15 protein-coding genes are annotated in these 14,316 nt (G+C 49.3%); 9 read left to right on the forward strand and 6 right to left on the reverse strand.

Annotated elements, in window-relative coordinates:
• Positions 1-98: 98 nt before the first annotated feature.
• On the reverse strand, positions 99-1,352 hold the full coding sequence (icd, locus tag ABEA14_RS05320; protein ID WP_345338838.1) for an NADP-dependent isocitrate dehydrogenase: 1,254 nt from the start codon (positions 1,350-1,352) through the stop codon (positions 99-101).
• A gap of 91 nt (positions 1,353-1,443) precedes the next feature.
• On the opposite strand from icd, the gene ABEA14_RS05325 reads away from it, so the two are divergent.
• The 7 genes from ABEA14_RS05325 to ABEA14_RS05355 all read left to right on the forward strand — a co-directional run bounded on the left by ABEA14_RS05325 (position 1,444) and on the right by ABEA14_RS05355 (position 7,710).
• Positions 1,444-2,058, forward strand: coding sequence for a pseudouridine synthase (locus ABEA14_RS05325; RefSeq protein ID WP_345338839.1), 615 nt, complete (start codon positions 1,444-1,446; stop codon positions 2,056-2,058).
• Between the two features lie 48 nt (positions 2,059-2,106).
• Positions 2,107-2,562, forward strand: coding sequence for an NUDIX hydrolase (locus ABEA14_RS05330; protein ID WP_345338840.1), 456 nt, complete (start codon positions 2,107-2,109; stop codon positions 2,560-2,562).
• A 262-nt stretch (positions 2,563-2,824) separates the two neighbouring features.
• A complete protein-coding gene (gene mnmA, locus ABEA14_RS05335; RefSeq protein WP_345338841.1) occupies positions 2,825-3,928 on the forward strand; it encodes a tRNA 2-thiouridine(34) synthase MnmA in 1,104 nt (367 codons plus the stop codon).
• A gap of 11 nt (positions 3,929-3,939) precedes the next feature.
• Complete coding sequence (gene hflD, locus ABEA14_RS05340; protein WP_345338842.1) at positions 3,940-4,566, forward strand: high frequency lysogenization protein HflD; 627 nt, start codon at positions 3,940-3,942, stop codon at positions 4,564-4,566.
• A gap of 19 nt (positions 4,567-4,585) precedes the next feature.
• Positions 4,586-5,956: an adenylosuccinate lyase gene (purB, locus tag ABEA14_RS05345; RefSeq protein ID WP_345338843.1), complete on the forward strand. Its 1,371-nt coding sequence runs from the start codon at positions 4,586-4,588 to the stop codon at positions 5,954-5,956.
• A gap of 156 nt (positions 5,957-6,112) precedes the next feature.
• Positions 6,113-7,249 carry a JmjC domain-containing protein gene (locus ABEA14_RS05350; RefSeq protein ID WP_345338844.1) on the forward strand — a complete coding sequence of 379 codons (1,137 nt, stop codon included), beginning with the start codon at positions 6,113-6,115 and terminating at the stop codon, positions 7,247-7,249.
• Positions 7,246-7,710: a GNAT family N-acetyltransferase gene (locus tag ABEA14_RS05355; RefSeq protein WP_345338845.1), complete on the forward strand. Its 465-nt coding sequence runs from the start codon at positions 7,246-7,248 to the stop codon at positions 7,708-7,710. Before ABEA14_RS05350 ends, ABEA14_RS05355 begins: the two co-directional genes overlap by 4 nt.
• Here the strand turns inward: ABEA14_RS05355 and ABEA14_RS05360 are convergent.
• Entirely contained in the window at positions 7,707-8,138 is a 432-nt protein-coding gene (locus ABEA14_RS05360) for a DUF4826 family protein (RefSeq protein WP_345338846.1), read from the reverse strand. The two genes, ABEA14_RS05355 and ABEA14_RS05360, sit on opposite strands and share 4 nt — an antisense overlap.
• Positions 8,139-8,314: 176 nt before the next feature.
• On the opposite strand from ABEA14_RS05360, the gene ABEA14_RS05365 reads away from it, so the two are divergent.
• Complete coding sequence (locus ABEA14_RS05365; RefSeq protein WP_345338847.1) at positions 8,315-9,343, forward strand: Leu/Phe/Val dehydrogenase; 1,029 nt, start codon at positions 8,315-8,317, stop codon at positions 9,341-9,343.
• A 176-nt stretch (positions 9,344-9,519) separates the two neighbouring features.
• The gene (locus tag ABEA14_RS05370; RefSeq protein WP_345338848.1) at positions 9,520-11,394 is read left to right on the forward strand and encodes a diguanylate cyclase domain-containing protein; all 1,875 of its coding nucleotides are present in this window, start codon (positions 9,520-9,522) and stop codon (positions 11,392-11,394) included.
• 23 nt (positions 11,395-11,417) lie between these two features.
• Here the strand turns inward: ABEA14_RS05370 and ABEA14_RS05375 are convergent, their stop codons facing one another.
• From ABEA14_RS05375 to ABEA14_RS05390, 4 genes are all read right to left on the reverse strand, one after another.
• The gene (locus tag ABEA14_RS05375; protein ID WP_345338849.1) at positions 11,418-12,545 is read right to left on the reverse strand and encodes an META domain-containing protein; all 1,128 of its coding nucleotides are present in this window, start codon (positions 12,543-12,545) and stop codon (positions 11,418-11,420) included.
• A 45-nt stretch (positions 12,546-12,590) separates the two neighbouring features.
• Positions 12,591-13,124: an NUDIX hydrolase gene (locus ABEA14_RS05380; protein ID WP_345338850.1), complete on the reverse strand. Its 534-nt coding sequence runs from the start codon at positions 13,122-13,124 to the stop codon at positions 12,591-12,593.
• Entirely contained in the window at positions 13,121-13,660 is a 540-nt protein-coding gene (locus ABEA14_RS05385; RefSeq protein WP_345338851.1) for a hypothetical protein, read from the reverse strand. Before ABEA14_RS05385 ends, ABEA14_RS05380 begins: the two co-directional genes overlap by 4 nt.
• 89 nt (positions 13,661-13,749) lie before the next feature.
• Positions 13,750-14,298, reverse strand: coding sequence for a GNAT family N-acetyltransferase (locus ABEA14_RS05390; protein WP_345338852.1), 549 nt, complete (start codon positions 14,296-14,298; stop codon positions 13,750-13,752).
• Positions 14,299-14,316 lie beyond the last annotated feature (18 nt).

The following is a 14,316-nucleotide window of genomic DNA, read 5'->3' on the forward strand; positions in this document are numbered from 1 at the left end:
AGTGCTTTGGGTACCATGCACCCGCGACATACCGTACTTCCTGTACATAAAAAAAAGCACCCAATTGGGTGCTTTTTTAATCGATGAATCACAACAAATTACATGTTGTTGATGATCGCATCACCGAACTCTGAGCACTTCAGCAAGGTTGCACCTTCCATCAGACGGTCAAAGTCATAAGTTACAGTCTTAGCAGCGATAGCGCCTTCCATGCCCTTCACTACCAGGTCAGCAGCTTCAGTCCAACCCAGATGACGCAGCATCATTTCGCCAGACAGGATCAGTGAACCAGGGTTAACTTTATCCTGACCTGCATATTTAGGAGCAGTACCGTGGGTAGCCTCAAACAGAGCAACACCATCACCGATGTTAGCGCCAGGTGCAATACCGATGCCGCCAACCTGCGCCGCCAAAGCGTCAGAAACATAGTCACCGTTCAGGTTCAATGTAGCGATCACATCGTATTCAGCCGGACGCAGCAGGATCTGCTGCAGGAATGCATCAGCAATCACATCTTTAATAATGATATCTTTGCCGTTGTTAGGGTTTTTGATTTTCACCCAAGGGCCGCCATCCAGCAGCTCGCCGCCGAAAGCTTCCAGAGCCAGTTCGTAGCCCCAGTCTTTGAATGAACCTTCGGTAAATTTCATGATGTTGCCTTTGTGAACCAGAGTCACAGAGGGACGATCATTCTGGATTGCGTACTCGATAGCTGCTTTAACCAAGCGCTCAGTACCCGCCTTAGATACTGGCTTAACACCGATACCACAATTCTCAGGGAAACGGATCTTAGTTACGCCCATTTCGTTCTGCAGGAATGAGATAACTTTCTTAGCTTCGTCAGAATCGCCTTTGAATTCGATACCCGCGTAGATATCTTCCGAGTTCTCACGGAAAATCACCATGTCAGTCAGTTCAGGCTGCTTAAGAGGGCTTGGCGTACCTTCGTAGTAACGAACAGGACGCAGACAAGTGTACAGGTCAAGCAGTTGACGCAGAGCAACGTTCAAAGAACGGATACCGCCGCCTACAGGTGTTGTCAAAGGACCTTTGATTGATACAACGTAGTCTTTTACCGCTTCCAGCGTTTCGTCTGGCAGCCATACGTCTTCGCCGTATACCTGAGTAGATTTCTCACCGCAGTACACTTCCATCCAAGAAATCTTCTTGTCGCCGCCGTAAGCTTTTTCTACAGCCGCATCCAGAACTTTCTTCATTGGTGGGGTAACGTCAACACCAATGCCGTCACCTTCGATGAATGGAATGATTGGGTTATTAGGAACGTTAAGGCTGCCATCGGCGTTTACTGTAATTTTTTGGCCGTCAGCAGGCACAACAATCTTACTTTCCATTTAGCTTCTCTCCTGGCCCTGTTAAACAGGGTTGGTGTTTTTAAAGTGGGGCCATCATAATGGATCGCCTCAAAGATTCAAAGCGCCTACCATGTCTCAGACTCGCCGTAAACACTCCAGTCAAAATCGACGCAAAAAGCAATCCCCCAAACGAGATACACCTGTTGCACCAAGAAAGATCGTTTTACTGAACAAACCATTTGATGTGTTATGTCAGTTCACTGATGACCAAGGTCGAAAGACGCTGGCCGACTACGTCAAAGAACCTAATGTTTACGCGGCTGGTAGGCTCGACAGAGACAGTGAAGGCTTGCTTATTTTGACCAATGATGGCGCACTGCAAGCTAAACTGACCCAACCTAAACGTAAAACCAGTAAAACTTATTGGGTTCAGGTCGAAAAAATCCCGGACGAAGCGGCGCTGCAGCAACTAAGAGACGGTATTGAGCTAAAAGATGGTATGACACTACCAGCCAAAGTGGAAAGAATGGAGGCACCTGATGTCTGGCCAAGGGTTCCCCCCATCCGCGAACGCAAATCGATTCCCGACTGTTGGTTATCTATTACCATTACCGAGGGCCGAAACCGCCAGGTGCGCCGTATGACCGCGGCAATCGGGCATCCAACGTTGCGGCTCATCCGCTACCGAATAGGCAATTGGACTATTGATGGTATTGCCAATGGCGAATATCGCGTCATTGAATAGGCGTACCGATAAGAAACTAATGGACAGAGAAACAAAGGAGCGGGTCTGATGTTTTTGCCGGAAGTCACTGTTGCATGTGTCATTACTTATCAAGATAAATTCCTGCTGGTGCAGGAATACAAACGCAACCAGCTGAAAATAAACAATCCTGCAGGTCATCTTGAACAGAACGAGTCACTGATAGAAGCCTGCCAACGCGAAGTGTTAGAAGAGACGGGCCTTGCTATATCGCCACACGGCTTCATTGGTAGCTATTTGGCACCTACGGCCGAACCTGGCAAGAGCTATCTAAGATTCTGCTTCTATTACGAATTTACCAATCCACCGCCCCAACACGAGCCACAAGATTCAGATATCGATAGTTGTGTTTGGCTGACTTATGAACAACTCAAAGTCGCATCAGCCCGTCACCGCAGCGATCTGGTCTTGAAATGCATTGACGACTTTAAGCGTGGCCAACGCGGCCCTCTCTCTTTGGTTCAGTATTGCCCAGACAAAAGCTAGGGCATGTTGAAAACGTTTGCTCCTATCCCAATCAGCATAAAAAAATAACCTGTCAGCGGGGGAAGTATGGGCAAGCACACTTCTCCGTTGCAGCCATTTGCAAGGCAACAACCATGGCTACACGACTGCGCCTTGAATTGAACTAGCCCAGGCTTCCTGGTTGACCATATCTTTATGCGGATTGGTATTAAACACACCACCCTAGCTGTGATAAAATCCCGCGCCTTTATTTAAGTTAGCGAATTAGCACAGCGTCCCAATCATGACAGATAACAGTCAAACCAAGGTTATCGTCGGCATGTCCGGCGGTGTAGACAGCTCCGTTTCAGCCTATCTCCTGCTTCAGCAGGGGTACCAGGTTGAGGGACTGTTTATGAAAAACTGGGAAGAGGACGACAACGACGAGTACTGCGCGGCAGCTGAAGATCTGGCTGACGCACAAGCCGTCTGCGATAAGCTCGGGATTGAGCTACACACGATCAACTTCGCCGCAGAGTACTGGGACAATGTGTTCGAGTACTTTTTAGCAGAGTACAAAGCAGGGCGAACCCCTAACCCAGACATCATGTGTAACCGGGAAATCAAGTTCAAAGCCTTCCTGGAGTTTGCAGCAGAAGAACTGGGTGCTGACTATATAGCAACAGGCCACTACGTCCGCCGCACAGATCGCGACGGACACTGGCAAATGCAGCGAGGTTTAGACACCAATAAAGACCAGAGCTATTTCCTCTACACGCTGGCCGAAAAACATATCGCCCAGACTCTGTTTCCTGTTGGTGAGTTGGAAAAGCCTGAAGTACGCCGCATCGCTGAAGAACAGGGCTTGGTGACAGCAAAGAAAAAAGACAGTACCGGGATCTGCTTTATTGGCGAGCGCAAATTCAGAGATTTCCTAGCCAAATATCTGCCAGCACAGCCAGGTGCCATTGTCACTGTGGATGGAGAAACCATAGGTGAACATCAGGGTTTGATGTACCACACTCTGGGTCAACGCAAAGGCCTGGGCATTGGTGGGTTAAAGAACAGTAATGACAACCCTTGGTATGTCGTAGATAAAGATCTGGAGCGAAACGAGCTGATCGTTGCCCAGGGCCACGACCACCCTCGCCTATTCAGTAACGGTCTGATCGCGGATCAACTGCACTGGGTGGACCGTAAAGGCCCGCAGGGCGAGCTTCGCTGTACCGTCAAAACCCGATATCGCCAAACAGACGTACCATGCGTACTGAAACGTACCGAAGAAGATAAAATCGAAGTCATCTTCGATGAACCGCAAGCTGCGGTAACCCCAGGACAGTCTGTCGTAGTCTATCTTGAGGATGTTTGCCTTGGTGGCGCAATTATTGATTCACCGATCAGGGATTAGAGGAGTAGAGGTTGAGTACACCACTGATAGATCAAGTACTGAGTTTTTCCGGTATCTGCCAGGCAACGGCGCTGGTTCAGCAGATTGCAAAAACCGGCCAAGCTGACAGTGATGCATTGCAAAACACACTCAAGAGTATCCTGATCACAGATCCAAGAAGCACCGAAGAGGTGTTTGGTGGTACAGCAAACTTAACCTTGGGTATCAATACCTTGGTTAACCAATTGAATCCTACGGGTGACTCGAAAGATGCTGAGCTAACCCGTTACGTGGTTAACCTGCTAAGCCTTGAACGCAAGGTGGCGCAGCAGCGCGGACTGATGTCGATGCTGGGCGAGCGTATTACTCAGGTAAAACGCCAGATAGAGCACACCAACGAACTTGACTCTCAAGTGGTGCGAAGCCTTGCAGCCATATACAGCGATCTTATCAGCCCGCTTGGTCCGCGTATTCAGGTCTCTGGCTCACCGACCTACCTGAAACAGGACCTCTGTCAAAACCAAATCCGTGCCGCATTGCTGGCTGGCCTGCGTGCCGCCGTATTGTGGCGTCAGGTTGGGGGCAAACGCCGCCACCTGTTATTAAGTCGTAAGAAAATATTGGACACAGCCCGTTACCTGAAAACTCAGGTAATTTAACTCTTTAGCAGGAGCAAACATGCAACTATCCAGTTTAACTGCCATCTCTCCCGTTGATGGTCGCTATGGCAGCAAAGTCTCTGCATTGCGCGGCATCTTCAGTGAATTTGGCCTGGTAAAGTATCGCGTTACCGTTGAGGTTCGCTGGCTACAGAAGCTGGCAGCTACCGCAGAAATCGCTGAAGTACCCGCATTTTCTGACGAAGCCAACGCCCTGCTTGATGCTATCGTTGCCAACTTCAGTGAAGAAGACGCACTACGCGTAAAAGAGATTGAACGTACCACTAACCACGATGTGAAAGCGGTTGAGTACTTCCTGAAAGAAAAAACAGAAGCCCTGGACGAACTGGCCAAAGTCAGCGAATTCATCCACTTTGCCTGTACTTCAGAGGACATCAACAACCTGTCACACGGCTTGATGATGATGGAAGCCCGTGACCAGGTGTTGGTACCTATGCTCAATGAGCTAACCGGCGCGGTGAAAGCGTTGGCATTTGAGTACAAGAGCGTGCCTCTGATGTCTCGAACTCACGGCCAGCCAGCCTCTCCGTCAACACTGGGCAAAGAGATGGCAAACGTATACATCCGTATGCAGCGTCAGATCCAACAGATCGAAGCGGTTGAGCTGCTTGGTAAGATTAACGGCGCTGTCGGTAACTACAACGCGCACCTGTCCGCCTACCCAGAGCTGGACTGGCACAAATTCTCTGAAGAGTTTGTTACCAGCCTCGGTCTGACCTGGAACCCTTACACAACTCAGATTGAACCGCACGACTATATCGCTGAGATCTTCGACGCAATCGCACGTTTCAACACAGTGCTTATCGATTTCGACCGTGATATCTGGGGTTACATCGCGCTGGGTCACTTCAAGCAAAAGACCATCGCCGGTGAAATCGGTTCTTCAACCATGCCGCACAAGGTTAACCCAATCGACTTCGAAAACTCTGAAGGTAACCTCGGCATCGCAAACGCTTTGTTTGACCACCTGGCCGCTAAGCTGCCTATCAGCCGCTGGCAGCGTGACCTGACAGACTCAACCGTACTGCGTAACCTGGGTGTGGGCGTTGCCCATGCGGTTATCGCTTATCAGGCAACGCTGAAAGGTATCAGCAAGCTGCAAGTAAATGAGCAGAATCTGCTGGACGAGTTGGACCAGAACTGGGAAGTATTGGCAGAGCCAGTACAAACAGTTATGCGTCGTTACGGTATCGAAAAGCCTTATGAGAAGCTTAAAGAACTGACCCGTGGCAAGCGTGTTGACCAACAGGCAATGGCCGACTTTATCGATAATCTGGAACTGCCAGACAGCGTGAAAGTTGAGCTGAAAGCAATGACACCGGCAAACTACATTGGCCGTGCAATCGCCTTTGTTGACGATCTGGCGTAATCTGCAGCCAAACTAGCTAAACTCAAGAAAGCCACCGCTAAGTCGGTGGCTTTTTTATATACAGGACGTATGGTATGTAGCGGGTGCATGGTACCCAAAACACTTCGTGGGGCATGCAAACGCACAGGAGCGACGATTTATGTCGAAGGTAAACAGATGCCATATACCCTGAACTTGGATCTTGAAGACTTCATGGCCAATTATTGGCAGAAAAAACCACTGTTAATCAAACAGGGATTCGTCGAATTTGAAGATCCGATAGACGAGAGCGACCTTGCAGCGCTGGCGCAGGAAGATGAAGCCGATAGTCGGCTGGTCAGTCACACTGACGGTACACAATGGCATGTTGCCCATGGCCCCTTCGATAACTTCGAGCATCTAGGCGATTCTCAGTGGAGCCTGCTGGTACAGGGAGTCGACCATTGGATCCCGGATGCTGCAGAGCTGATTCGCCCATTTCAGTTTATTCCGCAGTGGCGTATCGATGACCTGATGGTCAGTTTTTCCATGCCCGGTGGTGGCGTGGGGCCGCATCTGGACCAATATGACGTATTCATTGTTCAGGGCAAAGGTAGGCGTCACTGGCGGGTTGGTGCGCAGCAAGAGACACAATCCCACTGCCCTCACCCAGATCTTTTACAAGTGAAAGCCTTTGAAGCGATTATTGATGCAGAACTAGAACCTGGCGACATCCTGTACATCCCACCAGGTTGCCCTCACGAAGGCTATGCAAACACACCCGCTCTGAACTATTCGATAGGCTTTAGAGCCCCCAGCGAACGTGAGCTTTTCAGTGGCCTCGCTGACTATTTGATCGATCACGATTTGGGTAACCGAAGGTTTTCAGATCCATCCAGAGCAACCTATGGCAACCACTGCGGCAAGGTCAACGAATCTGACATTGCGCAGCTTAAAGCCATGCTGCAATCCATTATCGATGATGAGTCATTGCTACGAGCAAGCCTATTGCAGCAACTTTCTACGCCCAAGCGCGAACTCAGTCTTGATCCCATCGAGGGTGTTTTAACCAATTCTGATGTCATCCAGTTTCTGGAAGATGGTGGTGAACTCACTTGGGTATCGGGCGTTCGCAGGCTCTATACCCTGGGTACTGGCCTCTATGTAAATGGCGAGAAGTTAGACGCTGGTTTGGCCGAAAACGATATGGAGCTCCTGGCCGACAATACAAACCTTGGCTTGGCTCAACTGAAACAGGCATCGGATTTATCACTTTTTGCTGAAGTAATAACTACACTTACTCAACAAGGGTTACTTTTTAGCATGACTGAATGAGTAGTTTTACTATCCGGCAGGTATGTTGGAACGATGCAGCTGAGGCGCTGAAGCGGGTCAGATATCAGGTATTTTGTTGCGAATGGCGCATCCCAGAAACGTTAGAATTTGATCAACATGATCCCGTTGCTTTTCACGTGTTGGTTGAAGATGAAGAGAGCAATCCGCTGGCAACCGGGCGGCTACTGCCGAATGGCGATTTGGGCAGAATTGCCGTTGTGATCCCCGCTCGCGGAAAAGGCATAGCCAAAGCAGTACTTAATCAACTGCTTAATATCGCACGCAATGAACAGATGGAAACGGTGTTTATCAACAGTGCTCTAGAGTCCATAGACAAGTTTAAGATGCAGGGGTTCCTGCCAGTCACAAGAGTATTTATGGAAGCGGGGGTACCCAGGCAACGCCTCAAGTGCAGGCTCGGTCGACTGACCGAGCTTGATCAATCAGAGCAGCATCATTAGCTCGCCGTAGGCTCGTTTGCCCATAAAGCTTGGTTATCATACATCTGAGCTAACCCTTCAGCGCGACTAATCAACATTCCAGCAAACTCTTTTTGGGTTTTATCCGCATTAGGACCTTGTTGGATGATCTGTTCGGCTTGCATCTGCCAACGCAAACCAAAGTAACGTAACACTTCCCGTGCCGAATCTGCAGCACCCGCTTCGACATGATCTGAAGGCAAATCACCGCTGATTACCCAAACTGTCTTTGCTGGCTTGTCGGCCGTCTCAATCTTCCAAACAGATACCAGCGGCGGCAGGTAACGACTCTCTTTCTCCAACACGCGTGCCGGTATAATGCCTTTGGATGCCAGGTGTTTCTGTGCCTTTTGAAACTGTTCTCTAACCCACCCTTGCAGGGCTTCTCTATTATCTTGTTGTTCTGACATCTCAGACTCCCTTAAAAATCGCCCTCACCTTATGCCAGCAAGCGTTAGACTGCAAGTGACCCACCCTTTATGTAAAGACTTTATGACAGCGACTCTCGGCTGTTTAAGTGGGTGTAGTGGCTGCTTTCCACCAGCAGTGATATGGTTCACATATTCGCGGCCATGAGGGAAAACACGTGTCTTTTTTTGATTCCGAAGCATTCGATAACCATGAAGAAGTTGCCTATTTCAGTGATGCTGAAACAGGCCTGAAAGCGATTATCGCAGTTCACAGCACCACGCTTGGACCTGCTGTAGGTGGTTGCCGCATGTGGCGTTATGACGATGATGCAGCTGCTTTAAGGGATGCATTGCGCCTCAGCCGGGGAATGACATACAAAAACGCGATAGCTGACGTAGGTTTTGGTGGCGGCAAGGCCGTTATCATTGCAGACCAATCGATGAAAACGCCTGAAATGATGCAGGCATTTGGCCGCGCAGTAGCCAAAATTGGTGGCCGCTACTATACTGCGGAAGACGTAGGTATTTCCCCCACTGATATTGGCGAAGTGTCAAAAGAGACAGAGTTTGTAGCCGGACTTGAGCATACCAGCGGGGATCCGTCCCCCTTCACTGCCCTGGGCACATTTGTGGGCATTCAGGCGTCAGTTAAACATTTGACTGGCAGCGATAGCCTCGAAGGAAAGCGTGTCGCGGTGCAAGGTGTTGGTCACGTGGGATATTACCTATGTGAACACCTCAAAAAGGCGGGTGCAGAATTGATGATTTGCGATATCAACCAGTCGTACTTGGACCGTGTCGTGGAAAATCTGGGAGCCACTGTTGTCGGTATTGACGAGATCTACGACCAGGATGTCGACATTTATGCCCCTTGTGCATTGGGAGCAACCATCAACGCAAATACTTTACCGCGCCTAAAAGCCAAGATCGTAGCTGGCTGCGCCAATAACCAGCTGGCCACGCCGGAAATGGACCAGGCTTTGACAGATGCAGGTATTCTCTACGCACCTGACTACGTTATTAACGCTGGCGGTATCATAAATATCTCGTTCGAACGCGACGGTTATTGCGCCGACAAAGCCACCGAAAAAGTTGAGCGCATCTATCATACCTTGAGCGATATTTATCAGCGCGCCTCAAAAGAGAACACGCCAACAGGGATCCAAGCAGATCGGCTGGCTCGCGAGATTCTGGCTAAAGGCTAAGCTAAATGAACAGGAATAAACCGAGGCAATGCCTCGGTTTATTTTTTGTTTATCCTTATTGAGTTATATCATTGTGTTAATACCTGGATATCGGCATCTTCCACGCCGCGCATATCTTCGGGAGATTTAAGTCTGTGCATAGGCTCAGCAAAACAACATCAAGGAACAACGGATACTTGTGGTTATGGATAGCCTGCCTCTCCATCGCCTGTGTTGCTGCTGCGCTTCATTTCTACGCGAAGCAGATCGAACAGGACAACCGTCTGTCCCAAGAGCGCAAGATTCTGCAACTTCTGGTGAGCAATGTTAAAGAGGATCTGGCTCACTCGATTTCAGACACTGATTTCCTGCAAAATCAGATTGCGAATATCGTGCAGTTACCTGTTGAGCCGTCAGTAAAGTTGCGTGATATTCAAACATTGCTTTTTCAGTTTGCTACCCGTAACCCACGCTACTATCAAGCCGGCTTTATTGACGACCTTGGTCAGGAAATTGTTCGTGTACAGAACGAGCAGAATGGCAGCAAAATTGCCACCGGTTCGCATATAAAAAGCAAACACAACCGTCCATTTATCAACACGCTAAGACGACTTCAAGCTGGTCAGGTCTACATTTCCCGTTTCGATTTCAGCCTCATAGATGGGCAGATAGTGCATCCATTTCACCCGGTTATTCATTTCGCAATGCCAGTATTTGACCAGAGCAAGATCTACCATGGTGCCATTGTTGTGACTCTTGATGGTCAACAGCTTAAAAACCGCTTAGCCCAGGTTGGAAAAGCGTCTGAAGCGGTGCTTAGCTTTGTAAACGGTGAAGGGTTATGGCTGTTTGGCGAAGACACGGAACAGGAAAGCACACGAAGTGACCAGCTCGGTACTATTTGGCCCATGCCAGTGCGAAATAGTCGTGGGATAGCGAAGGGCAATAAGAAGCTCTACCTGCATGATGTGCTCAATTACAAGAATCTGAGCCCAACTCAGAAGTTACCACCAATGCTCCTGGAAGAGTCGTTCTTTAAAGTTGTCTCAACGTTGCCGTTGGCTGAACTGACACCACACGCCAATCAACGGAAGAAAATTGGTTTGCCGATATTTATTGGTCTATTGCTGGCAGCAGTAGTGCTTGCTGTACGTTGGCAAAGAGTGAGCCAAAAGGACCGCAACAGTGTTACGCAGATGGCTCGATTGGCCCAGATTATCTCTGAGAGTCAGGAGATCATCTGCCTGACTGACAAGCAGGGTATTATTCGCTACGTGAATCCAGCCTTTGAGTCGCTTACCGGTTACCAGAGTGAAGAGTGTATCGGCCAGCCTGTGAGCCTTTTAAAGTCCGGGTATCATAACGATAGTTTCTACAAACGGCTTTGGACGCGTCTCAACGCCGGAGAAAACTTCCAATCCATATTCGTAAACCGACGTAAAGACGGCTCTGTTTACTATGAAGAGAAAGTGATCACGCCATTCAAGAGTCACAATGATGATCACGAAACTTATTACTTCTCTTCTGGACGGGATATCACCGAAGCTAAGCAACTACAAAGCCGCACCAAGCAACTGAGTTACCTGGCACAGCATGACAGCCTTACCGGTCTGGCTAATCGGCCATTGATGGAAGATGCGATAAACAATGCCTGTGAACGTCAGATAGATGCCAGTCTGGTTCATATTGATCTTGACGATTTCAAGAAGTTTAACAACCTTCATGGCCATGCAAACGGCGACAAACTGCTTATCCAGGTGGCAGCCAGGATACGAGAGGTCCAACAGGAAGGTGACACGCTTGCCAGATTAGGCAGTGATGAGTTTACCCTACTGGTGTCGAGAGCTTTGAATGAAGCGGAACTATCACGACTGGCAGAACGGGTAAAAACGGCCTTTTCGGAGCCCTATCAAGATGCCAGTTACGCCTACACACTGACCGCAAGCATAGGCGTTGCAACACTGAGAGAGTGTGGGTTCGTCTCTGACACCTGCCTGGGCAAAGCGTTAGAACGTGCCACTGAAGCAAAAGCGCAAGGCGGCAACCGTGTCAAAATGGGTAAGCAAGCTTAACCATGAGAATCAAGTAAGTAAGCTCAGTTCAAGTAGACAGCTTCTAGCTTTAAAAGTGGCTGGCCCGAATGAAACAGGGTCATGCTCTGGCCAGTAATTTTATAGCTATCCACAAGGCCAAGCGCATCAAGGAATGCTTTTTCAGCATTCATGCCGCCACTTGGACAGGCGCGTTTGGTGCCACCAATGCTGTGCAGGCGAATACTGGAGTCGTCCACCTCATATTGGGCAAAGTAACGATTACAGCCAGCAAACCCATGCGCGCGCGCCTCAGCCCCCAGAACAACATGAATCTCCAGCTTGCTTTCGCCAGCGGTCACTTCCATACCATCAATAGTAAGAAGCTTCCAATAAGTGCCCGTTATCGTCGGCTCAGCAAATTTTTCTTCGCAACTGGCAACGCCTGAAGTCTCAATAAAACCATCAATCTGCCAGCGCTCATCCCCCCCCTCTTCCCCGGGTGTCGTTACAATGGTTGCTTCAACTCCAACCACCATAGGCTCTGCGGGCTCCTTGATAGCATCAAGGTAGGCTTTCTCCAGCGCCAAACTGTCAGCTCGCTGTAACACTGGTAATTTTAACTGTGAATGGCACTCAATCAGGTTTCCAGCATCTGCCATATAGCGAAATACACCGGTAATAGGCATTGGATGGTGGTAAAGGTGATCTTCCGTTGACACTAATGTCAGTTTTTCAGTGGAGGTTGGGTCAAACCAAATCAAGCCACCCTGCTCAGGTTCTGCCAACAGCACATATTCTGTACCCAGTAACTTAACTGCCACCCCCGTACTCTCATCCACCTTTTGCCAACGACCAAAGCGCTGCGCAACAATTCGGTCCTCATCCAACAGTCTCACTAATACCTGATAGACACCGTCTGGGCGTATAGTCACCGACATCTGCTTGGCCTGACAGGCAACACAGGTCATAGCGCCTGTATAGGATTCTGTGCTGCTCAGAGTAAGAGGAGGCTCTGGCTCAGTTGTGGGCTCAATTATGGGGTCAGCGGCAGGCTCTGAAATCATGGCAGGCCCCTCAGGCACTTTATCGGCATCACTGCTACTGGGTAATTGTTCTGTTTTTGCGGGCTCTTCAGAAGGACAGCCGAGTAGACTCGTAGCCGCTACCAGCAGGCACAACCACTGACTCATACTCACCATAAACACCTCCCGGGTTATCCTATATCACACCAAAGGTCAGGCAGATGTGATCCATCGGTTGACGATGCGTTGCACAGAAGGAAAAGCAAAACTCTCTTTTGCAGCTTCCTGTTTACTTAGCCAACGGAAGCCAGAAATATCGTCATGGGCCGACAGTTCAGGCAAACTATCCAGGGTCAATGAGAACACAGCATCAACCGTACAGTACTCTACACCTGAATATTGATAGCGATTAGACACAGAGCTCAGATAGCCGAGGGATTCAGGTGAAACCTGTAACCCCAACTCCTCTTCAAGTTCTCTGCATAACGCTTGTTCCATCGACTCATCTGCATCGACAAACCCTCCTGGAAGGTCGAGCATGCCTAACGAAGGCGCCTTGCCTCTAATTGCAAATAAAAAACGATCCTGATGACAGATCAGGGCACCGACAGCACAGGCTACATTATGAAAGTAAATAAAACCGCAACCACCACAGCGCCAAGCTTTTCCTTCCACTACAGCGATGTCGTCGCTTTGACACTGAGGGCAATGCTTCCAGAGTTCACCATCAATCTGAGGTTTGCTCATGGCTGAAGGCCCCAGTCAGTCACTTCAAACACTAAGCCTTCATTGCAGCTGTCATCACCTGGCAAATAGCCAACATACGTGTCCAACAGCAGACCAAATCGCCCCTCCACATCGACCACAGCCAATGAAAAGTCAGAATGTTTGTTATGAGGCAACGCACTGCTTGCTTCGCTAATCAGGGAGGGGATGATGTCATTGCGACATTTAAGCAGTGGGCTTTCCTGGCACAACCAGATCCAACTTTCCCCACATTGAGGCCATTCGATCTGTCTTAACCAAAGGTCTAACTGCTCTAATCGTGACGTATGCCGATAATGGAAAAAAGCAAAGTGGGCTTTATCTTCAGCGTCATCACTGTCTGGTTCCGGCCACGGCCAACTGGCCACCAGTTCCGCCATGCCCTCACCAGCCATTTTGGGAGACTGGATCAGCGCAGCGGCTAAAGGTAGCGACGTTAACGCTTTTACCCAAGTGGGAAAATATTCAGGGATATGCTGCTCGCATAACACAAGGCGCTCACCTGCTGTTACATCCATCGCTCAACTCCTGCTACGGTCGTAATCCCTACGCCAGCAAATCGTTAATCAAATTCCATACGAACACAAGGGGCTCATGCAAAAATTGGTTATAGGATGCACAATCGCATGTCCTGATTAAACACATCTGTCTGGTAACCACCAAAAGGCTCAAACCCAAACTTTCGATAAAAACCAACCGCACGCTCGTTGGTAGCCTGCACTCCGCCCATCAACACCAAAGAACTAGCGCCTAAGGATTTCACATACTCAATGACCAAAGGCATCACTGCAGATGCCAGGCCCTGACTCTGCATATCGTCCGCAACAGAGGGCGCGAAGCTGACGTCCCGACCCGGTGTCAGCTCAATCCCCTGCGCTGAAAAGCGTTCACATTCATGTGGAAAGTGCTCACACTCCAAAATGAAATACCCCTTAACCTCACCCGAAGCATTACTTACCACCAGTCGTTTAGCGCTATCTTGCGAACGAGAAACCAGCTCTCTGGCGTATTCTGCATTTAGGGGATGAGGACCAAATCTGCGTCGGGTTTCCTCACCCAAAGCGTCAAAATATCGACCAAGGGACTCCCCATCATCGGCACTCAATAATCTTAGGCAAACCACTTCACCGTTCCTGAGCTGAATTGATTTATTCATTACCTACGATCGCCCACT

This window comes from Corallincola platygyrae, assembly GCF_039544265.1.
Classification (GTDB): domain Bacteria; phylum Pseudomonadota; class Gammaproteobacteria; order Enterobacterales; family Neiellaceae; genus Corallincola; species Corallincola platygyrae.